This is a genomic window from Geodermatophilus sp. URMC 61 (assembly GCF_052931555.1).
This window is the reverse complement of sequence record NZ_JBRFHZ010000002.1, coordinates 3674532-3694366: the sequence shown is the minus strand read 5'-3', so window position 1 is coordinate 3694366 and position 19835 is coordinate 3674532. Positions and strand designations below refer to the sequence as shown.

The 19835-nt window shown below is 76.0% G+C and carries 23 protein-coding genes; 15 read left to right on the top strand and 8 right to left on the bottom strand.

Annotated elements, in window-relative coordinates:
• The first annotated feature begins 154 nt into the window (after positions 1–154).
• From murD to ACU610_RS17225, 10 genes are all read left to right on the top strand, one after another.
• Complete coding sequence (gene murD / locus ACU610_RS17270) at positions 155–1498, top strand: UDP-N-acetylmuramoyl-L-alanine--D-glutamate ligase (RefSeq protein WP_446768925.1); 1344 nt, start codon at positions 155–157, stop codon at positions 1496–1498.
• On the top strand, positions 1491–2810 hold the full coding sequence (locus ACU610_RS17265) for a hypothetical protein (protein WP_446768924.1): 1320 nt from the start codon (positions 1491–1493) through the stop codon (positions 2808–2810). The genes murD and ACU610_RS17265 overlap by 8 nt, the downstream gene beginning before the upstream one ends.
• A complete protein-coding gene (locus ACU610_RS17260; protein WP_446768923.1) occupies positions 2807–3694 on the top strand; it encodes a glutamate cyclase domain-containing protein in 888 nt (295 codons plus the stop codon). The genes ACU610_RS17265 and ACU610_RS17260 overlap by 4 nt, the downstream gene beginning before the upstream one ends.
• Positions 3695–3703: 9 nt before the next feature.
• On the top strand, positions 3704–4183 hold the full coding sequence (locus ACU610_RS17255) for a Fur family transcriptional regulator (protein ID WP_446768922.1): 480 nt from the start codon (positions 3704–3706) through the stop codon (positions 4181–4183).
• Positions 4183–5289 (top strand): CAF17-like 4Fe-4S cluster assembly/insertion protein YgfZ, encoded by a 1107-nt coding sequence (ygfZ, locus tag ACU610_RS17250; protein WP_446768921.1) that lies wholly within the window; start codon positions 4183–4185, stop codon positions 5287–5289. Before ACU610_RS17255 ends, ygfZ begins: the two co-directional genes overlap by 1 nt.
• Before the next feature lie 28 nt (positions 5290–5317).
• The gene (locus ACU610_RS17245) at positions 5318–5875 is read left to right on the top strand and encodes an RsiG family protein (RefSeq protein WP_446768920.1); all 558 of its coding nucleotides are present in this window, start codon (positions 5318–5320) and stop codon (positions 5873–5875) included.
• A complete protein-coding gene (locus ACU610_RS17240; RefSeq protein WP_446768919.1) occupies positions 5872–6897 on the top strand; it encodes an asparaginase in 1026 nt (341 codons plus the stop codon). Before ACU610_RS17245 ends, ACU610_RS17240 begins: the two co-directional genes overlap by 4 nt.
• A gap of 87 nt (positions 6898–6984) precedes the next feature.
• On the top strand, positions 6985–7497 hold the full coding sequence (locus ACU610_RS17235; protein ID WP_446768918.1) for a helix-turn-helix domain-containing protein: 513 nt from the start codon (positions 6985–6987) through the stop codon (positions 7495–7497).
• Positions 7494–8243: a hypothetical protein gene (locus tag ACU610_RS17230; protein ID WP_446768917.1), complete on the top strand. Its 750-nt coding sequence runs from the start codon at positions 7494–7496 to the stop codon at positions 8241–8243. The genes ACU610_RS17235 and ACU610_RS17230 overlap by 4 nt, the downstream gene beginning before the upstream one ends.
• 253 nt (positions 8244–8496) lie before the next feature.
• Positions 8497–8784 carry a DUF2516 family protein gene (locus tag ACU610_RS17225; RefSeq protein WP_446768916.1) on the top strand — a complete coding sequence of 96 codons (288 nt, stop codon included), beginning with the start codon at positions 8497–8499 and terminating at the stop codon, positions 8782–8784.
• 10 nt (positions 8785–8794) lie between these two features.
• Here the strand turns inward: ACU610_RS17225 and ACU610_RS17220 are convergent, their stop codons facing one another.
• Positions 8795–9001 carry a PspC domain-containing protein gene (locus ACU610_RS17220; RefSeq protein ID WP_446768915.1) on the bottom strand — a complete coding sequence of 69 codons (207 nt, stop codon included), beginning with the start codon at positions 8999–9001 and terminating at the stop codon, positions 8795–8797.
• A 23-nt stretch (positions 9002–9024) separates the two neighbouring features.
• Here ACU610_RS17220 and ACU610_RS17215 point away from each other — a divergent pair, with 23 nt between their 5' ends.
• Positions 9025–9537: an O-acetyl-ADP-ribose deacetylase gene (locus ACU610_RS17215; RefSeq protein WP_446768914.1), complete on the top strand. Its 513-nt coding sequence runs from the start codon at positions 9025–9027 to the stop codon at positions 9535–9537.
• Here the strand turns inward: ACU610_RS17215 and ACU610_RS17210 are convergent.
• From ACU610_RS17210 to ACU610_RS17190, 5 genes are all read right to left on the bottom strand, one after another.
• On the bottom strand, positions 9527–10390 hold the full coding sequence (locus tag ACU610_RS17210; protein WP_446768913.1) for a spermidine synthase: 864 nt from the start codon (positions 10388–10390) through the stop codon (positions 9527–9529). The two genes, ACU610_RS17215 and ACU610_RS17210, sit on opposite strands and share 11 nt — an antisense overlap.
• 67 nt (positions 10391–10457) lie before the next feature.
• Positions 10458–11216 carry a maleylpyruvate isomerase family mycothiol-dependent enzyme gene (locus ACU610_RS17205; protein ID WP_446768912.1) on the bottom strand — a complete coding sequence of 253 codons (759 nt, stop codon included), beginning with the start codon at positions 11214–11216 and terminating at the stop codon, positions 10458–10460.
• Positions 11217–11255: 39 nt separating this feature from the next.
• Positions 11256–11432, bottom strand: a complete 177-nt coding sequence (locus ACU610_RS17200) for a DUF1059 domain-containing protein (RefSeq protein WP_446768911.1) — start codon at positions 11430–11432, stop codon at positions 11256–11258.
• 45 nt (positions 11433–11477) lie between these two features.
• Entirely contained in the window at positions 11478–12614 is a 1137-nt protein-coding gene (locus tag ACU610_RS17195; RefSeq protein ID WP_446768910.1) for an EAL domain-containing protein, read from the bottom strand.
• Between the two features lie 228 nt (positions 12615–12842).
• Complete coding sequence (locus ACU610_RS17190; protein ID WP_446768909.1) at positions 12843–13700, bottom strand: class I SAM-dependent methyltransferase; 858 nt, start codon at positions 13698–13700, stop codon at positions 12843–12845.
• Positions 13701–13734: 34 nt separating this feature from the next.
• On the opposite strand from ACU610_RS17190, the gene ACU610_RS17185 reads away from it, so the two are divergent.
• Positions 13735–14790 (top strand): UDP-N-acetylmuramate dehydrogenase, encoded by a 1056-nt coding sequence (locus ACU610_RS17185; protein WP_446768908.1) that lies wholly within the window; start codon positions 13735–13737, stop codon positions 14788–14790.
• 143 nt (positions 14791–14933) lie between these two features.
• On the opposite strand, the gene ACU610_RS17180 is transcribed toward ACU610_RS17185, so the two are convergent.
• Positions 14934–15443, bottom strand: coding sequence for an N-acetyltransferase family protein (locus ACU610_RS17180; protein ID WP_446768907.1), 510 nt, complete (start codon positions 15441–15443; stop codon positions 14934–14936).
• Complete coding sequence (locus ACU610_RS17175; RefSeq protein WP_446768906.1) at positions 15433–16218, bottom strand: SDR family oxidoreductase; 786 nt, start codon at positions 16216–16218, stop codon at positions 15433–15435. Before ACU610_RS17175 ends, ACU610_RS17180 begins: the two co-directional genes overlap by 11 nt.
• A 91-nt stretch (positions 16219–16309) precedes the next feature.
• Between ACU610_RS17175 and mshA the strand changes: the two genes are divergently transcribed.
• Genes mshA through ACU610_RS17160 form a run of 3 tightly spaced genes read left to right on the top strand, consistent with a single transcriptional unit; the run spans position 16310 to position 19825 of the window.
• Positions 16310–17662, top strand: a complete 1353-nt coding sequence (mshA, locus tag ACU610_RS17170) for a D-inositol-3-phosphate glycosyltransferase (RefSeq protein WP_446768905.1) — start codon at positions 16310–16312, stop codon at positions 17660–17662.
• 52 nt (positions 17663–17714) lie between these two features.
• A complete protein-coding gene (locus tag ACU610_RS17165) occupies positions 17715–18257 on the top strand; it encodes a YbjN domain-containing protein (RefSeq protein ID WP_446768904.1) in 543 nt (180 codons plus the stop codon).
• The gene (locus tag ACU610_RS17160) at positions 18254–19825 is read left to right on the top strand and encodes an MFS transporter (RefSeq protein ID WP_446768903.1); all 1572 of its coding nucleotides are present in this window, start codon (positions 18254–18256) and stop codon (positions 19823–19825) included. The genes ACU610_RS17165 and ACU610_RS17160 overlap by 4 nt, the downstream gene beginning before the upstream one ends.
• Positions 19826–19835: the final 10 nt, after the last annotated feature.

The following is a 19835-nucleotide window of genomic DNA, read 5'->3' as shown; positions in this document are numbered from 1 at the left end:
GGGGTCGGCGGTAGAGGACCTGCCGACCAGACTTCCCGGCACACCTGTCCGGAGACCCTACCGGCGACCCGTCGGGTGCGCCGTCCCGCGCACCCCCGCTCCGTACAGTGGACGCCGTGACCCACCGCGCTGCACGGCCGTCCGGGGACGGCCGGTGAGGCTCGCCGAGCTGGCCGGGCGCCGGGTCGGCGTCTGGGGTCACGGTCGCGAGGGACGGGCCGCGGTGCGCGCCGCGCTGACCGCCGGCGCGGCGGGCGTCCTGGTCGTCGACGCCGTCCCGCCGACCGACCTCCCGCCGGGTGTGCAGGCCGGCAGCGACGTCGCCGACCTCGCCGGCTGCGACGTGGTGTTCCGCTCGCCGGGGATCAGCCCCTACCGCGAGGACGCCCGCGCGCTGGCCGCCCGGACCACCCTCGTCTCGGGCACCGGCGTGGCCCTGGCCGAGTTCACCGCCCGTGACGTCCCGACGCTCTGCGTCACCGGCACCAAGGGCAAGAGCACGACCAGCGCGCTGGCCGCCGTGGTGCTCAGCGCGGCCGGCCGGCCGGCGGTGCACGCCGGCAACATCGGCACCCCGCTGCTGGACGTCCTGCTGGACGGTCAGGTCGGCCGTGCGTCCGCCACCGGTCCCACGTCGCTGGTCGTCGAGGTCTCCAGCTACCAGGCGGCCGCGGTCGAGGGCTGGTCCGGCTGGGGCGCGGTGACCTCGCTGGCCCCCGAGCACCTGGACTGGCACGGCGACGTCGAAACGTACTACCGCGACAAGCTGCACGTCTTCGCCGCCTGCGGGCCCGGCTCGGTGGTCGTCAGCCCCCAGGCCCGGCCGATCGCGGAGCAGCAGCTCGACCCGGCGGTGCTGGTCGACCCGGCCGACGTCGTCCCCGAGGCGCGGCTGGCCGGCTTCCCGCTGGAGCGCCTCGCGGGCGTCCACAACGTCGCCAACCTGCACGTCGCGCTGGCCGCCTGCGTGCGGATGGGCGCCGACCTCGACCGCTCCGCCGAGGCCGTCCGCGCCGCCGTCGCCGACTTCCGGGCGCTGCCGCACCGGCTCTCGCCGGTGGCCACGCGGGACGGCGTCACGTTCGTCGACGACGCGCTGAGCACCACCCCGGTGTCGGTGCGCGCGGCGATCGACGCCTTCGCCGGGCGGCAGGTCACGCTGATCGCCGGCGGCCAGGACCGCGGGCTGGACTACACCGACCTCGCCGCGGCGGTCGTCGCCCGCCGCGGCACGGTGCAGGTGCTCACGATCCCGGACACCGGCGCCCGGTTCGCCGCCGACCTGCGCGCCGCCGCGGCCGCCGCGGGCGTCGACGCGCCGGTCACCGAGACCGGCTCCCTGGCCGAGGCCGTCGCCGAGGCGCTCCGCACCGCCCGCCCGGGCGGCCTGGTGCTGCTCTCGCCGGGCGCGCCCAGCTACAACCGCTTCCGCAACTACGAGGAGTTGGCACGCACCTATGAGCAGATCCTCCTCGACGCCGGAGCCCGGCGTGTCTGACGCCTTCGTCGTCGCCGGCCGCTCCCTCGACCCCGCCACCGGCGAGGCCGCCTTCACCTACCGGCTGGCCGGCGACGAGTTCACCGAGCGACTGACCCTGGATCCGGACCTGCTGGGCGGTGCCGACCCGGCGCGGGTGGACGCCGCACTCGACCTGGTCCACCTGGTCATGGGCACCAGCTACTACAAGCTGCGCGCGCCCGGCCGGGTCGTCGTCGAGCGGCCGGTGACCAAGGCGCAGGCCGCCGTCGCCGAGGCCGCGTACACGCACGGACTGGGCGAGTTCGCCGCGGTCAACCGGCTGCCGGTGCCGCACGAGGTCGCCTTCGACCTCGAGACGACCGACGACGTCCCCGCGCCGGCGGACCGCGGCGAGCGCCAGGCGCTGCTGCCGGTCGGCGGCGGCAAGGACTCCGCCCTGGCGTTGGTCGTCGTCACCCCGGCCACCGCGTTCGCGGTCAACCCGACCGACGCCCAGCGCGACGTGGCCCGGGCCGCGGGGGTGCCGCTCATCGGCGTCCGCCGCCGGCTGGACCCGCTGCTGGGCGAGCGCACGCGCGCCGGCGGCCTGAACGGGCACGTGCCGGTCACCGCGATCAACTCGGCGATCTCCACGCTGGTCGCCGTCCTCGGCGGGTTCGACCCCGTGGTGTTCGCCAACGAGCGCTCGGCCGACGAGGAGACCCTGACGGTCAACGGCGCGCGGGTGAACCACCAGTACTCGAAGTCCTACGAGTTCGAGCGGCTCTTCGCCGCGGCGGCGGCCGAGGTGGGCGTGGGCTACTTCAGCCTGACCCGGCAGCTGTCGGAGCTGGCGACCGTCGCGGCGGTGGCGGCCCTGCCGGACCTGCGCGGCGAGATCCTCAGTTGCAACCGCAGCTACACGCAGGCACACCTGGGTGGGGAGGCCACGCAGCGCTGGTGCCTGCACTGCGACAAGTGCCTGTTCACCTTCCTCTGCTTCGCGGTCTTCCTCACCCCGGGGGAGGCGCGGGAGGTGTTCGGCGGCGACCCGCTGGCCGACCTGTCCCTGGTCGACGGGTTCCGGCGGCTGTGGGCCACGGAGAAGCCGTTCGACTGCGTGGGGGAGCGGGCCGAGAGCGCCGCCGCGATGGCCCACCTCGCGCAGAGCGCCGCGTGGGGCGGGCACGCCGTCGTCCGGGCGCTGGGCGAGGAGGCGGCCTCGTTCGCCCGGGTCACCGGCGCCACCGTCGAGGGCTTCCTGCCGCCCCGCGGCGAGCACTCGGTGCCCGACCGCCACCTCGCCTCGCTGCAGCGGGTGCTCGCGGAGGCCCGCCCGCCGGTGCGGTGAGCGGCGCGCTCGCGGACGTCGCGCGGGCGCTGCTGCGGCCCGGCGCCCGCGACGTCACCGGACTGGCCGCCGCCGTCCCCGGGCAGCTGGGTCGGCTGGCCGCGGAGCTCACCGCCGCCGGTCGCGCCGGCACCCGGGTCGGCCTGGTCACGGGCGTGCACATCGCGTGGGCGCCCACGCCGGCGGCCGAGACCGACGGGCCGGTGGGCACCGCCGTCCTGGCCGCCGGGTTGGCGGAGCTCGGCGCGGACCCGGTGGTGCTCACCGACGAACCGTGTGCGCAGGTGACCGCCGCCTGCCTGGAGGTGCTCGGCGCCGGGCGCCTGGAGGTGCTGCCGGGATCCGCGGGCGAGGCGCAGGTGCGGGACCGGGTGGCCGCGCTCGGCCTCTCGCACCTGGTCGCGGTCGAGCGGCTGGGGCCGAACGCGGACGGGCGGGTGCTGACGATGCGCGGCTTCGACGTGACCGGGTCCACCGCGCCGCTGCACGCGGCCTTCGACCTGCCGGGGCTGGTGACCGGAGCGGTCGGCGACGGCGGCAACGAGATCGGCATGGGCAACGTGCCGGCCGACGTCGTCGCCGCCTGCGTCGCGCACGGCGACCGGATCGCCTGCCGGGTGCCCGTGGACGCCCTCGTCGTCGCCGGCACCTCCAACTGGGGCTGCTCCGGACTGGTCGCCGGCCTGGCACGGCTCTCCCACGGGCGCCGCGACGCCCTGGCCGCGCTGCTGGACCCGCAGGTGGACGCGCGGCTGCTCGCGGCCGCGACCGCGGCCGGCGCGATCGACGGCGTCACCGGGGTGCCCGGCGCCACGGTGGACGGCGTCCCGGTGGCCGGCTACGCCGACCTGCTGGCCGACCTGCGGGCCATGGCGCGGACCTAGGCTGGACCCGTGCCCGCCCCGCACCCGCACTCCGCCGCCGCGCCGGACGGCGCGGCACCGCTGGCCGAGCGCCTGCGCGCCCGCGGGCTGCGGCTGACGACCCAGCGTCAGCGGGTGCTCGCCGCGGTGGCCGCGCTGGAGCACGCCACCCCCGACGAGATCGCCACCCGGTTGCGCGAGGAGGCCGGCCCGGACGGCGCGGCACCGGACACCTCGACGGTCTACCGCAACCTCGAACTGCTCGAGCGGCTCGGGCTGGTGTGGCACACCCACCTCGGCAAGGGCGCGCCGGTCTACCACGCCGCCGAGCACCCCCACCTGCACGTGGTGTGCGCCAGCTGCGGGGAGATCTCCTCGGTCGACCCGGCCCTGCTCGACCCCGCCGCGGAACGTCTGGCCGCCGACCTGGGTTTCCAGCTGGACGTGGGGCACGTCGCGCTGTCGGGGACGTGCCGCGCGTGCCGCGAACGAGCCGGATCGGAGTCCTGATGTCCACCCCCAGCCCCCTGCTCTCGCGCCCCGGCGCCGTCCCGGTGGAGGACGGGTCCGTGCCGGCGCACTACGGCAGCCCCCTGCGCGAGCAGCGTGAGCTCGCCGAGGGCGCCGGTCTGGTCGACCGCAGCGACCGCGACGTGCTCGTCGTCCCCGGGGCCGACCGGCTGACCTGGCTGCACAGCCTGCTCACCCAGCACCTCGAGCAGCTCGGCGACGGCACCGGCGCCGAGGCCCTCGAGCTCTCCCCGAACGGGCACGTCGAGCACCACCTCGTCCTCGCCGAGCTCGCCGGCAGCACGTGGGTGGACGTCGAGCCGGGCACCGGCGCGGCGCTGCAGCAGTACCTGGAACGGATGCGGTTCCTGCTCCGCGTCGAGCCCGCGCTCGTGACCGAGGCCTGGGCGCTGCTGTCCCTGGTCGGCCCGCGCGGCGACGCGGTGCTCGCCGCCACCGGCCTGCCGGTCCCCGCCGCGCCGTACGCGGTGCTCCCCCTGGACGGCGGCGGCTGGGTGCGCCGGATGCCGCCGATCGGGGACGGCGCACCCGCGGTCGACCTGCTGGTCCCGCGCGCCGAGCTGGCCGACCGCGCCGACGCCCTGCTCACCACCGGGGCCGCGCCCGCCGGGGTGGACGCGTACGACGCGCTGCGGGTCGAGGCCCGCCGGCCGCGCCTGGGCGTCGACACCGACCACCGCACCATCCCCAACGAGACCGGTTGGCTGACCAGCGCCGTCCACCTGGCCAAGGGCTGCTACCGCGGCCAGGAGACCGTCGCCCGGGTGCACAACCTCGGCCGCGCGCCGCGGCGGCTGGTGCTGCTGCACCTCGACGGGTTGGCCGAGCAGCTGCCCGAGGCCGGGACGCCGGTGCAGCTCGGCCCCCGCGACGTCGGCCGGGTCGGCTCCGTCGTCCGCCACCACGAGCTCGGCGTCGTGGCGCTGGCGCTGGTCAAGCAGTCGGTGCCGATGGACGCCGAGCTGACCGTGGCCGGCGCCCGGGCCGCGATCGACCCCGACGACGCCCCGGCCACTCTGGACGACACGGTCGCTGCGGCGCGTGAACGGGTCCAGGCCGTGCGATCTGGGACCATCCCCCGGTGACCGCTCGCCCCACCGGAGAGGCCCGCTCGTGACCCCCGAACCGACCCGCGCCGGCGGCACCGCCGTCGACGCACTGCTCGACCCCGGCTTCCTCGAGGGCGCCGTGGCGCGGCCGATGGCCGACGTCCGCCGGCTGCGCCGCCAGGCCGAGCAGGAGGAGGTCAACCTCTCCTACACCCGGCGGCTGCTGCAGGGCCGGCTGGACATCGTGCGCCGCGAGCTGCAGCGCCGCGCCGAGCACGACGGCCGCTCGCTGGTCGACCTGCTGCCCGAGATCCTCGCCGAGAAGGGCCGCGGCCCGGCCCACGGCCTCGGCCGGCACCAGACCGTGCAGCCCGCCACGCCGGAGGCGTACGAGAGCTGGGTCAACTCGCTGACCCCCGGCGTCGACCTGTCGGCGGTCCCCGAGCTGCCGGACGCCGAGCTGGAGCGGGCCGCCCGCGCCCTGGCCGAGGCCGAGGGGGCGCTGTCCGAGCGGCGCCGTGGCGTGCAGCAGGTCATGGACGGGCTGGCCGCCGAGCTCGCCCGCCGCTACCGCAACGGCGAGGCCGACGTCGCCGCCCTGCTGGCCGACGAGGGACGGTGACGGCCTCCTCGGAGGGGCCCGCCGCGAGCTCGCGAGTGGCGGGGGGCGAGGAGGTCCTCTCGTGGCCGGACAACCCGGTGCTGGTCGAGGTGTGGCGCTCGGGCTTCCTGGAGTCGGTGCACTGCGGCTCCCTGGTCGTCGTCGGCCCCGACGGTGCCGTGCTGTACGCCGTGGGGGACGTCGAGCGGCCCGTGCTGCCGCGCTCGGCGAACAAGCCGGTGCAGGCCACCGCGCTGCTTGCCGCCGGCTGGAGGCCGCGCTCGGGGGAGGAGCTGGCGATCGGCGCCGGGTCGCACTCCGGCGAGGACGGGCACCGCGAGCTGGTCGCCGGCATGCTCGCCGCCGTCGGGCTCTCGCCGGACGACCTCGGCTGCCCGCCGGCGCTGCCGGTGCACGACCCCACCTCCGCGGCCTGGCTGGCCGCGGGCCGGTCGCCGGAGCGGCTGGCGATGAACTGCTCGGGCAAGCACGCGGCGATGCTCTCGGCGTGCGTCGCCGCCGGCTGGCCCACCGAGGGCTACCTCGAGCGCGAGCACCCGCTGCAGCAGGCGGTCGAGGCGCGCCTCGGGCAGGCCGCGCGCACGCCGGTGGCGGCGGTCGTCGTCGACGGCTGCGGCGCCCCGCAGCACGCGCTGCCGCTGACCGGCCTGGCACGGGGCGTGGCCTCGCTGGTCGAGGCCGCGGCCGGCACGTCGGACCGCGCGGTCGCCGACGCGATGCGGGCGCACCCCTGGTTCGTGGCGGGGAGCGGTCGCGACGACACCGACCTCATGCGCGCCGTCGACGGCCTGCTGGTCAAGGGCGGTGCCGACGGCGTGCACGTCGCCGCGCTGCCCGGCCGTGGCGCGGTCGCCCTCAAGCTCGACGACGGCGGCGACCGCGGCCGCACGCCCGCGCTGTGCGCCGGCCTGAGGCAGCTCGGCGTCCCGGCCGAGCAGCTGGCCCCCTGGTCGCTGACGCCGGTCTCCGGCGGGGACGGCGTGGTCGGGGAGGTGCGAGCAGCCGCAGCGCTGCTGACGTGAGTCGACACGCCGGGTGTGAGGCGCTTCACGGCCGGGTGCTAGCTCCTCCGCTTGCAGGAGCTAGCACCCCGGCCTAGCGTCATGAGTGTGCAGAACCCGAGCGACTTCGTCCGCGGGCAGGTGACCACCGTCCGCGGTGTGGTCGACCAGGTCGCGAGCAGTGTCGCGGGGACGGTGGCCGCCGAGCGCTCCAAGGTCTCGGCGACCGGGTCCCAGGTCGGGGAGTTCATCCGGGAGCAGCGCAACGCCGCCCGGGTGTCCCTCCGCGAGCTCGCCCGCACGGCCGGGGTGAGCAACCCGTACCTCTCGCAGGTGGAACGGGGGCTGCGCAAGCCGTCGGCGGAGATCCTCGCCGCCATCGCCAAGGGTCTGAAGATCTCGGCCGAGACGCTCTACGAGCAGGCCGGGATCCTCGACCGCCGCGCCGGCAACCCGGACACCGTGGCCGCGATCCGCGCCGACCCGTCGCTGTCCGAGCGGCACAAGGCCGTGCTGCTCGAGCTCTACGAGACCTACGTCAGGGAGCACGCCACCAACGCGTCCACCCCGGCGGACCCCTCTGACCCCACCCCGAACCGTTCCGCGAAGGAGTCGGCATGAAGACCCTGCTCAACAAGACCGTGCTGAAGGAGTACGGCGAGACCGTCGCCGTCCAGAACAAGCAGGTCCTGCTGGCCGCCGTCGGCGCCGGTGACCTGGCCGTCGAGCGGACCCTCGCCGCCGTCGGCACGCTGCGCTCGCGCGTCGAGGCCCTGCCCGGCGAGGCCCAGGTGCAGGTCGACCTGGCCGCCAAGGAGGCCCGCACCCGCGCCGAGGAGGCCGTCCGGACCGCCCGCACCTCGGCCCAGCACGTCGCCTCCGCCGTCCGCCCGGACGCCGTCGCCAGCACGGTGGCCGGCCTGGTGAGCACCGCCCGCACCCAGGCGGTCGCCACCATCGAGACCCTCGCCGTCCGCGGTGCCGAGGTCGTCGAGGAGCTGCGCCGCCAGCCCGTCGTCCGCCGGGTGGTCGGCCGCGCCGAGCGCGCGGTGGACGCCGTCGAGGACACCCTCGAGGAGGTCCTCGAGGAGACCGCCGAGACCGTGGCCGAGGCCTCCAACGAGGTCACCTCGATCGCGCAGAAGACGGCGGCGAAGGCGGAGAAGGCCATCGACTCCGCCGAGGAGGCCACGCACGAGGCCGCCCAGTCGGCCAAGGCGACCCTGGAGTCGGCCGAGGAGCCCGAGGCGCCCAAGCCGGCTCGCAAGCGCGCCGCCGCCAAGAAGACCTCCGCGGCCCGGAAGTCGACCCCGGCCGGCACCTCCACCCGCGTGACCCGCGCCCGCACCACCAAGCGCGACAACTGACCCAGGACCTCCCTGCCCCCACCGCTCGCAAGCTCGCGGCGGGACCCTGCAGGGAGGCCGGCCCGTCCTCCCCACCCTCCGCTAGCTGAGGGTGGGCCCCTGGACGGGGGCCAGAGAGGGCCGCGACCGGCTCTCGTTCGACCCAGGGCCCCGGAGCTGCGCACAGCGCTCCGGGGCCCTGCCGTGTCCGGACCTCCCTCGGAGGGGTCGCGGCACCGCGGGCGGGGCGCCCCCCGCGAGTACCCTCCCGGGCATGCTGAGCTTCAACGGGGTCCTGCTGGACGTGCTGAGCCTCGCGACCCTGGCGCTCGCCGCGTGGGCGCTGGCCGACGCCCTCATCCGCCCCGCCGCCGGCTACGTCGCGGCGGGCAAGCTCACCAAGCCCGGGTGGGGGGCCATCCTGGCCCTGTCCCTGGTCGTCCTCCTGCTCATGGGGCCGATGAGCTTCCTCGGTCTGCCGGCGGTGATCGCCGCGATCGTCTACCTGGTCGACGTGCGGCCCGCCGTCCGAGGCCTGAGCCGGGGCGGCAGCAGCTGGTGAGCCGCCGGGCTCACCAGCCCCGGGTGTCCTTCGGGATCACGATCCACAGCAGCAGGTAGGCGATGAACTGCGGGCCGGGCAGCACGCAGGAGAGCACGAACGCCAGGCGCAGGACGGTCGGCGAGATTCCGTAGCGCCGGGCGATCCCCGCGCAGACACCGGCGATGACCTTGTTCTGGGTGTCACGACGGAGGGGGAGGCGGGCAGGCGGGGTCATGCCCCCGACCCTACGGTCGGACCGTGCTCCTGCGCGCCGTCCGCGGCGACATCACCCAGGCCGACGTCGACGTCGTCGTGAACGCGGCCAACCCCGGGCTGCTCGGCGGCGGCGGGGTCGACGGCGCGATCCACGCGGCCGGCGGACCCGAGATCCTCGCCGAGTGCCGGGCGATCAAGGAGCGGCTGCCCGGTGGCCGGCTGCCGCGCGGCCAGGCGGTGGCGACGACGGCCGGCCGGCTCCCCGCCCGCTGGGTCGTGCACACGGCCGGGCCGGTCTGGTCGGCGGACGAGGACCGCTCCGCCGTCCTGCGCTCCTGCTACACCGAGAGCCTGCGCGTGGCCGACGGGCTGGGCGCGCGGTCGGTGGCCTTCCCCGCGGTCTCGGCCGGCGTCTACGGCTGGCCGCTGGAGGACGCCGCGGTCCAGGCGGTGGCCGGCGTCCGCGCGGCGGTGGTCCAGCACGTGCAGGAGGTGCGGTTCGTGCTGTTCGACGACCGCGCGCTGGCGGCCTTCGAGGCCGCCCTCAGCGGCTGAAGACGCCGTCCGGGGGCTCGGGGGAGGCGACCGCGTCGGCGTCGTGCACCGCCCGGGCCCGGCCGGCGAAGCGGTCCAGGTCGGCGCCCTCGACCACCCGGCTGGGCATCGGGTCGGCAGCGCAGCGGCGGACCAGCGCGGGGATCGGCAGCTCGGCGTCCGAGGCGACCGCCACCAGGTTGCCGAAGCGGCGGCCGCGGAGCGTGCCCGGCTCGGCCAGCAGGCAGACGTGCGCGAAGACGGCGCGCAGCGTGGCCACCTGGGTGCGGGCGAAGCGCAGCGGCGGGCCGTCGGCGACGTTCACGACGAACGAGCCGCCGGCCCGCAGCACGCGGTGCGCCTCCTGCGCGTACTCGACGCTGGTCAGGTGCGCCGGCGTGCGGGCCCCGGCGAAGACGTCGCTGACGACCACGTCCGCGCCGGCGCTCGGCAGGGCGACCAGCCCGGCGCGGGCGTCGGCGGCGCGCACCCGGACGCGGGCGTCGCGCGGCAGCGGCAGGTGGGTGCGGACCAGCTCGGTGAGCGGCTGGTCGAGCTCGACGACCCGCTGCCGGGAGCCGGGACGGGTCGCCGCGACGTAGCGCGGGAGGGTCAGCGCGCCACCGCCGAGGTGGACGACGTCGATGGGCCGGCCCTCCTCGGCGGCGAGGTCGAGCACGTGGCCCATCCGGCGCACGTACTCGAACTCCAGGTGGGCCGGGTCCTCGAGGTCGACGTGCGACTGCGGCGTCCCGTTCACCATCAGGACCCAGGAGCCGTCGCGGTCGGCGTCACCGAGCAGTTCGGCGGTGCCACCGTCGACGGGTGTGGGGCCGGGCGGGACGACGGGCTCGACCTGCTTGCGACGGCTCATCGACAGCCATCGTGCCGCACCGCCGAGATCGCCGGTCGCGTCGCTGGAGAGCCGCTCGCGCCGGGCGTCAGCGGCCGCGCAGCAGCGCCTCGGCGGCCGGGTCGCCGGTCACCGTGACCTCGGCCGGACGGCCCCACAGTCGGCACAGCAGCTGACCGGCCGGGGCCTCGAGCCGGGCGTCGGCGGCGCCGTCGTCCCCGTCGTGCACCTCGACGTCCCCGCGGCTGACCCGGACGGTCCAGGCCCGGCCGGTGTCGGTGCTGCGCACGACGACCGCCGCCGTGGCGGAGAGCACCGGCTCGACGTGCGCCCACCGGGGGACGACGACGCGCAGCACCTCGTCCGCGCCGTCCTCGGCCAGCTCCGGGTCGACCGCGGTGACCGGCCGGCCGGCGGCGACCTCGAGGTCCATGCGGTGGACGGCGAGCTCGTGGGCCTGCCGGCGGACCCACGAGCCGACGGTCCGCTCGGCTGCCGGGCTCATGTGCCAGGCCGGGGCATCCGGGGGCGTGTCGCGCAGGGCGCGCAGCAGGTCGGTGAGACCCGCGGCGTACCAGTCGAGCAGGCCGTGGTCCGGCGGCTGCGGCGGTGCGGCGGGCCGCTCCGTGGTGCCGGCCCGCACGATCGCGGTCGCCCAGCGGTGGACGGCGCCCAGGTGTCCGACCAGGTCGCGGATCGTCCACGCGGGCACCCAGGGGACCAGTGCCTGCAGGCCGGGCGCGGCCGTTCCCCCGGCCTCGACCTCCCGCACCAGGAGGCTGAAGCGCTCACCCTCTCGGACGACGGCCTCGGTGCACCGTCGCCGCAGGCGCTCGTCGATCGCCACGGCACCCATGGTGCCGGAGGGAGGCTCGGCGAGGGCGGGTCACGGATCGCTGCGGATGTGCTCCCGGACCTGGTCGATGAGGTGCTGCGGGATCTCGGTGAGACCGTGCTCGGCACGGGCGTGCTCGGCGACGGCGGCGAGGATCTCCTCGTCCGTGGGCTCGAGGAACGTCCGGGTGCAGTTGGGGACGACGTCGCCACAGGAGAAGTGCTTCACGATTCCCTCGGGGTTGCTGGTTCGGATGGGTGGTGGAGCCGGTTCCTACCCATCGGCGGCGAGCCGGAGCAGGAGACGTTCGACGCGGACGACGCCCACCGCGACCCCGACGTCGTCGACGCAGACGATCGGGTCGAAGCGCGAGTGCTCGGGGCGCGCCGCGGCACGCCGCGCCACCTCGCGGACCCCCGCGAGCGCGGGGACGCGGAGGCTCACCGGGGCGATCCGGTGACCCGGCTCGTCGTCGCCACGACGGCGCGGCAGCAACAGCGCCACGGGTCGGCCGGCGGAGTCGACGCGCAGCCCCGGCTGGCCGCCGGGCACCACGCCTCCCGACGGTCCGCCCTCGACGGGCACCTGCTCGACCAGGCTGGCCACGTGCTCGACCAGGCGGGCCTTCGCCGACCGGAAACGCAGCGGCGCGGCCGTCCCCGGGTCGAGTCGGGGCCAGGCGGGACCGGGCCGGCCGAAGAGCCAGCCCTGGCCGAGCGGGACACCCAGGCGGAGCAGCGCCTCCACCTCGCCCCAGGCCTCGATGCCCTCGGCCAGCAGCCAGGCGTCGATCCGTCCGGCGAACTCGCCGAGCAGTTCGGTGAGGGCCAGCTTCACCTCGTCGCCGTCCACCCCGGACACGATCGCCCGGTCCAGCTTGACCATCTGGGGCTTGATGGCGGCGATCTGCCGGAGGCCGGAGTAGCCGGACCCGGCGTCGTCCACCGCCAGGAGCGCGCCACGGCTGCGGAGCCGGTCGCGCAGGTCGAGGAGGGGTCCGAGATCGGTCACGTCCTGGTGCTCGGTCAGCTCGAGGACCAGCGGAGCGAGGTCCGGGACGGCCAGGAGGACGTCGGTGAGCTCGGGGTCGGTGAGCAGGTGCGGGCTGACGTTGACGGTGAGGAAGCAGTTGGGTGGCACCGTGCGCAGCAGGTCCAGGCAGCGCCGGACGACGAGGCCTTCCAGACGTGCTCCGGAGCCCCGGGTGCCCGCGGCGGCGAACCACCGATCGGGGGGCACCCGGCTCGGCTTCCCGTCGGGCTCGCAGAAGCGGGCCAGGGCTTCGTAGCCGGCGACGACGCCGCGTCGCAGGTCGATGATCGGTTGGAAGAGCAGACGCAGCAACGACGGGTCGGCGAGGACCGACTCCAGTCGCCGTGGCCACTCCGCCGACGTCCCCGCGGGGGTCACGGGCGGGCGTCGGGGGTGAGCAGGTGCATGGTGGTGCCCGCAGTCCTATCTCCGCAGTCCGACTCCGTCGCCCCGCATGTACGGACCGTAGCGGATCGGAACCTCTCCTGCCGCAGCGCCGGGAGGTCTCCCCGGCCGGGGAGGACGGCCCGGCGAGGACGAGCAGGTCAGGGACGCGTGTGCTGTGCGCCACACGCGTCGGGGCTCTCCGCCGGGTCGCGGCCGCGCTCAGACCGGGGCGACCGCCGACCAGCGCACGGTGACCTCGCCGTGCCGCCACCGGCGGCTGGAGCCGACGAAGGGCCAGCCCTGCTCGGCGAGCGACTCGACGGCGGCGGCCCAGCGCTGCCGCGGGCCGAAGGTCGACAGCCCGGCCGCCGTGGCCCACGCGGTGTCCAGGGCGCGGAGGAGCTCGTGCACCGGCTGGCCCGGCACGTTGTGGTGGATGAGTGCCTTGGGCAGCCGCTCGGCGAGGTCGGAGGGCCGGTCGAGGTCCGAGACCCGCGCCGACAGCGTCAGGGTGAGCGGCCCGTCGGCGTCGAGGGCGACCCACGCCGAGCGCCGTCCCCACTCGTCGCAGGTGCCCTCCACCAGAAGTCCTCCGGGACCCAGGGCGGCGCATATCGTCTGCCAGGCCCGGGCGGCGGACTCCTCGTCGTACTGGCGCAGCACGTTGAACGCGCGCACGAGCACCGGCCGCAGGCCGGCCAGCTCGAAGCCGCCCACCCGGAAGTCGACCCGCGGGGGGTCGCGGTCGGCGGCGACGGCGGCCACCCGCTCGGGGTCGATCTCCAGGCCGACGACCTCGAGGCCGTGCACCTCCGGGCCCAGCCGGTCGGCGAGCTCCAGCGTGGTCACCGCCGACGAGCCGTAGCCCAGGTCGACGACCAGCGGGCGCGCGGCGTCACGCAGCCGCGGCACCTGGGTGGCCAGCAGCCAGCGGTCGACCCGGCGCAGCCGGTTGGCGTTGGTGGTGCCGCGGGTCGGCAGGCCCAGGGCGCGGGCCCGGCCGGCGGCCAGCCGCGGGTTGGCCTTCTTCGGGAGGCTGGCGCGACGTCTGTGGTCCCCGCCTGCTGCCTCGCTCACCGGCCCAGAGCGTAGTCGCGGTTAGCGTGGTGCCGTGCAGGTCCGACGGAACGCCCGCCTCGCGGAGCTGACGACCCTCGGCGTGGGCGGTCCCATCGACCGGCTGGTCGAGGTGTCCGACCCCGACGAGCTGGTCGCCGCCGTCCGCGACGCCGACGCCGCCGGGCGGGCGCTGCTGGTCCTGGGTGGCGGCTCCAACCTGATCGCCCCGGACGCCGGGTGGCCCGGTGACGTGGTCGTGGTGCGCAGCCGGGGTGTCGAGCGGGACGGGAGCCGGCTGGTCGTGCAGGCCGGCGAGCCCTGGGACGACCTGGTCGCGTACAGCGTCGAGCAGCGGTTGGCCGGCATGGAGGCGATGTCCGGCATCCCGGGCTCGACCGGGGCGACGCCGGTGCAGAACGTCGGCGCCTACGGCCAGGAGGTCGGCCAGGTCATCACCGCCGTCCGCGTCTGGGACCGGGTGGGGTCCACCGAGCGCGTGCTGACCCCGGCCGAGTGCGGGTTCGCCTACCGGGACAGCCGGCTCAAGCGCGAGCCCGGCCGGTTCGTCGTCCTGACCGTCTCGTTCGAGCTCGAGCCGAGTGACCTGTCCCGGCCAGTGGGCTACGCCGAGCTGGCGCGCACCCTCGGCGTCGAGCTGGGGGAGCGGGCCCCGCTGGCCGACGTGCGCGCCGCCGTGCTGGAGCTGCGCCGCGGCAAGGGCATGGTCTGGGACCTCGCCGACCCCACCAGCCGCAGCGCGGGCTCGTTCTTCACCAACCCCGTCGTCCCGGTGGATCGGGTGGTCGAGGGCTGCCCGAGCTGGCCCGCCGGCGACGGCATGGTCAAGCTCAGCGCCGCCTGGCTGGTGCAGCACGCCGGCTTCGGTCGCGGCACGCGGCACGGACGCGTGGGGACGTCGCCCCGCCACAGCCTCGCGCTGACCACCGAGCCCGGGGCGACCGCCGAGGAGCTGCTCGCCTTCTCCGAGAAGATCATCGCCGCGGTACAGGAGCGCTTCGGCGTGACCCTGGAGCGCGAGCCCACCGCGATCACACCGTCGCCCTACCGGGCGACACCGCGGCCAGCTGCCGTCCCCGACGGACGCTGAGCCCCGTTCCGTCGTTCGTCGGGGGACCCTCCGGGCCCCCGCTCCTCACGACACCGCGGCCAGCTGCCGTCCCCGACGGACGCTGAGCCCCGTTCCGTCGTTCCTCGGGGGACCCCCCGGCCCCACTCGGCACGACAGGGCGGTCACCCGTCGACGAGGTCGAGGAACATCACGTGTAGACCGACGTAGCCGTGCTCGGGGTGGTGGAACGCGCCGGGCACCGTGCCGATGACGACGAAGCCCAGTGACCGCCACAGCGCGACGGCGGGCGCGTTGGTCTCGACGACGGCGTTGAACTGGATGCCGCGGTAGCCGGCGTCGCGGGCCCAGCCGACCACGTGCTCGCCGAGCGCCCGGCCGACCCCACGCCCCTGCGCGGCCGGGTCGACCAGGAAGCTCGCCGTCGCGATGTGGGACCCGCGGCCCGGTCGGTTCGGGCCCATCTTCGCGCTGCCGAGCACCGTGTCGCCGTCGACCGCGACCACGGTCCGCCCCGGCGGCTGCTCCATCCAGAGCGGCCGGGCCTCCTCCGGGGAGAGCCCCTCCGGGTAGGCGTAGGTGTGCCCGGCGTCCACGACCTCCCGGAAGAACCGGTGGATCGCCGGCCAGTCCTCGTCGGTCGCCTCGCGGATCAGCACCGGCTCAGCCCTCACGGTGCACCTTGTGCTGGGCGGCCTGCGCCCGTGGGCGGACGACGAGCAGGTCGACGTTGACGTGGTGCGGCCGGGTGAGCGCCCAGGCGATGCAGTCGGCGACGTCCTCGGCCACCAGCGGCTCGCGCACCCCGCGGTAGACCGCTTCGGCCCGTTCCCGGTCCTGGACCCGGTTGAGGGCGAACTCCTCGGTCCTCACCATGCCGGGCGCGATCTCCACCACGCGGACCGGTTGGTCGAACAGCTCCAGCCGCAGCGTCTCGGCCAGCGTGTGCACGGCGTGCTTGGCCGCCGTGTAGGAGGCCCCGCCCTCGTAGCTGACGAGCCCGGCGGTGGAGCCCACGAACAGCAGGTCGCCGGCACCCGACTCGATCAGCCTGGGCAGCAGCGCCTTGGTCAGCCGGACGGTGCCCAGCACGTTGACCTCGTAGGTGCGCGCCCAGGAGTCCAGGTCGGCCTCGGCCACCGGGCTGGCGTCGAACGCGCCGCCGGCGTTGTTGACCAGCACGTCGACCGGGCCGAGGGCGCCGGCGAACTCCGCGACCGAGTCGGGGTCGGTGAGGTCGAGCGGCAGCGCCCGGGCCCCGATCTCCGCGGCCAGTGCCGTCAGCCGGTCCATGCGCCGCGCGCCGAGGACGACGTCGAAGCCCTCCGCCGCCAGCCTCCGGGCCGTGGCCGCGCCGATGCCGCTCGACGCACCCGTGACGACGGCCGTCCGGCCGCTCCCGGGGAGTGCGCGGTACCCGGACGAGGGCGGAGGTGAGGCACCTGACATGTGGCCATCCTGGCGCTGATGCAGGATGGAGAGCCGACAGGGGGTGCCGAGCCGGCGCCGGGACGACAGCAGCAGACGGCGGGAGGTCCTCGTGCCCGCTCGCCGTTTCCCCCGCTCGGGCGCGCCCCGTCGGGTGGCCACCCTCTCGGTGCACACCAGCCCCCTGGACCAGCCCGGTGCCGGCGACGCCGGGGGGATGAACGTCTACGTCGTCGAGGTCTCCCGGCGGCTGGCCGAGCGCGGCATCGCCGTCGACGTCTTCACCCGCGCCACCTCCAGCGACCTGCCGCCGGTGGTCGAGATGAGCCCCGGGGTCACCGTGCGGCACGTCAGCGCCGGCCCGTTCGAGGGCCTGGGCAAGGAGGAGCTGCCGGCGCAGCTGTGCGCCTTCACGGCCGCCGTCCTGCGCGAGGAGGCCCAGCACGAGCCGGGTCACTACGACGTCGTGCACTCGCACTACTGGCTGTCGGGCCAGGTCGGCTGGCTGGCCCGCGACCGGTGGAGCGTGCCGCTCATCCACACCGCGCACACGCTGGCCAAGGTCAAGAACGCCGCGCTGGCCGCCGGCGACCGCCCCGAGCCGCGGGCCCGCGTCATCGGCGAGGAGCAGGTCGTCGCCGAGGCCGACCGGCTGGTCGCCAACACCGACGACGAGGCCCGCCAGCTGGTCGAGCACTACGGCGCCGACCCGCGACGCACCCTCGTCGTCCCGCCGGGGGTGGACCTCGACCGCTTCACCCCCGGCGACCGGACGGCGGCCCGCCGCCGCCTGGGCATCGCCGAGGACGCCGTCGTCCTCCTGTTCGTCGGCCGGATCCAGCCGCTCAAGGCCCCCGACCTGCTGCTCGAGGCGGCCGCGCGGATGCTCGCCGACGACCCCGCGCTGCGCGACCGGCTGCAGGTGCACGTGGTGGGCGCGCCCAGCGGCACCGGTCTGGAGGCCCCGCGCCAGCTCGAGCAGCTGGCCGCCGCGCTCGGGATCGCCGACCTCGTCCGGTTCCTGCCGCCGGTGCACGCCGAGCGGCTCGCCGAGCACTACCGCGCCGCGGACGTCGCCGTCGTCCCCAGCCACAACGAGTCCTTCGGCCTGGTGGCCCTGGAGGCGCAGGCCTGTGGGACGCCGGTCGTCGCGGCCGCCGTGGGCGGGCTGCGCACGGCCGTCCGGGACGGCGTCTCCGGGGTGCTGGTCGAGGGCCGGGACCCGGCCGACTACGCCGCCGCCCTCCGCGCGGTGCTCGCCCGCCGGGAGCTGCTGTCGGCCGGTGCGCGCCGGCACGCGGCCTCCTTCTCCTGGGAGCGCACCGTCGACAGCCTGGTCGCGGCCTACACGGCTGCCGCGGAGGAGATGGCCAGGGCATCCCAGGAGGCCGCCTCGGGTCGGCTGCGCCGCCCGGCCTGGGCGCTGGGTGGGGTGCGGGCGCTCGGCGCGCAGGTGGCCCGGTGAGCGGCTCGGCCGTCCTGGCGGCTCCGCCGCGCGGGAGCGAACGGGAGGCGAGGTGAGCCGCGAGCGGACCGTCGCCGAGCTCGACGCGGTCGTCGAGCAGACGCTCCGCGACAGCGAGCTGGTGCACGAGCACCCCGCGCCCGGTCGCTGGCTGGTCGACCTGCCCGGCACGAAGAAGCTCAAGACCGTGTGCGGGTTGATCGTCGGTGAGCACGCGTTGCGGGTGGAGGCCTTCGTCTGCCGCCAGCCGGACGAGAACCGCGAGCAGCTGTGGACCTACCTGCTGCAGCACAACGCCCGCATGTACGGCGTCGCCTACTCCATCGACAGCGTCGGCGACGTCTACCTGACCGGCCGGCTGCCGCACGCGGCGGTCACCCCCGACGAGCTCGACCGCGTGCTGGGCGCGGTGCTCAGCTACGCCGACGACCACTTCAACACCATGCTCGAGATCGGCTTCGGCACGTCGATCCGCCGGGAGTGGGAGTGGCGGGTCAAGCGGGGCGAGTCCCTGCGCAACCTGGAGGCCTTCGCCGACTTCGTCGACCCCGGGCGGAGGTCCCGCGCCGCCGGAACCCCGGACGGCGGGGAGTGACGGCGACCGAACGGTCGCTCCCCGAGGCCGCCGAGGAGCGGCCCGGTCACGCCCGCCGGTGGTGGGTGCTGGCCACCATGACGGTCTGCCTGCTCGTGGTGATCATGGGCAACACGACCCTCAACGTCGCGATCCCCACGCTGCAGCGCGAGCTGGGTGCCAGCCAGGGGGAGCTGCAGTGGGCGATCGACGCCTACATCCTCGTCTTCGCCGGCCTGCTGTTCTCCTGGGGCGTCGTCGGCGACCGCATCGGCCGCCGGAGGGTGCTGCTCATCGGCCTGTCGGTCTACACGGCCGGCTCGCTGCTCGGCGCGTTCAGCAGCAGCCCCGGCGAGCTGATCGCCTGGCGGGCGGTCATGGGCATCGGCGGCGCGGCCGTCCAGCCGACGACCCTGGCGGTCATCACCAACGTCTTCCCGCCGGGCGAGCGCGGCCGCGCGATCGGCGTCTGGGCGGGTACCGCCGGGATCGCCGTGGCCGGCGGCCCGCTGGCCAGCGGCGCGGTCCTGGAGAACGCCTGGTGGGGGGCGATCTTCCTCATCGCGGTGCCGGTCGCGCTCCTCGGCATCGTCGCGACGCTGCTCGTCGTCCCCGAGTCCCGCGACCCGTCGCCGGGCCGGCTCGACGTCCCCGGCGTGCTGCTGTCGGTGCTGGCGCTGGTGGGGCTGGTCTACGGGATCATCCACGGCGGCTCGGGGGCCGGCTGGGGCTCACCCGGTGTCCTCGTGCCGCTGTTCGGCGGGCTGGCCCTGCTGGCGCTGTTCGTGTGGCTGCAGCGCCGCTCGACGCACCCGGCGCTGGACGTCACCCTCTTCCGCAACCCGGCCTTCTCGGCCGCCGCGGCCGCCCTCGGGCTGAACTTCTTCGCGCTCATGGGCGCGACCTTCTACCTCGTCTACTACCTGCAGGGCGTGCTCGCGTACGGCCCGCTGGTCAGCGGCGCGGCGCTGATCCCGATGGCGCTGGGCATGGCGGTCATGGCGCCGGGCAGCTCGCGGCTGGCCGAGCGGTTCGGTGCCAAGGCCGTCGTCGGCACCGGGTTCGGCCTGCTCACAGCGGCCGTCCTGGGCTTCCAGCTGCTGGACGAGACCTCGTCGCTGGTGCTGCTGCTGGGGATCCTGTCGGTGCAGGGCCTGGGGATGGGCATGGTCATGGCGCCGACGACCGAGTCGATCATGTCCGTCGTCCCCCGGCACAAGGCCGGGGCCGGCGCGGCGGTGAACAACTCGGTGCGCCAGGTCGGCGGTGCGCTGGGTGTGGCCATCCTCGGGTCGCTGCTGGCCAACGCCTACGCGACGCGGCTCGGCGACGCCGTCGACGCGCTGCCGGCCGATCTGCGCGAGGAGGCCGGCACCTCGCTCGTGGCCACCCTCGGCGCGGTGCAGCAGACGCTGGCCGGCGGCGACCCCGAGGCCGCCGCCGCGGCGGGTCGGCTGGTCGGCCCGGCCCGGGAGGCGTTCGTCACGGCGATGCACCTCACCGCCGTGGGGACGGCGCTGGCCACCGCGCTGGCCGCCGTCGTCGTCCTGGTCTGGCTGCCGGGACGGCGTGCCCGGTCCGGGGGCTGAGGCGCCCGCC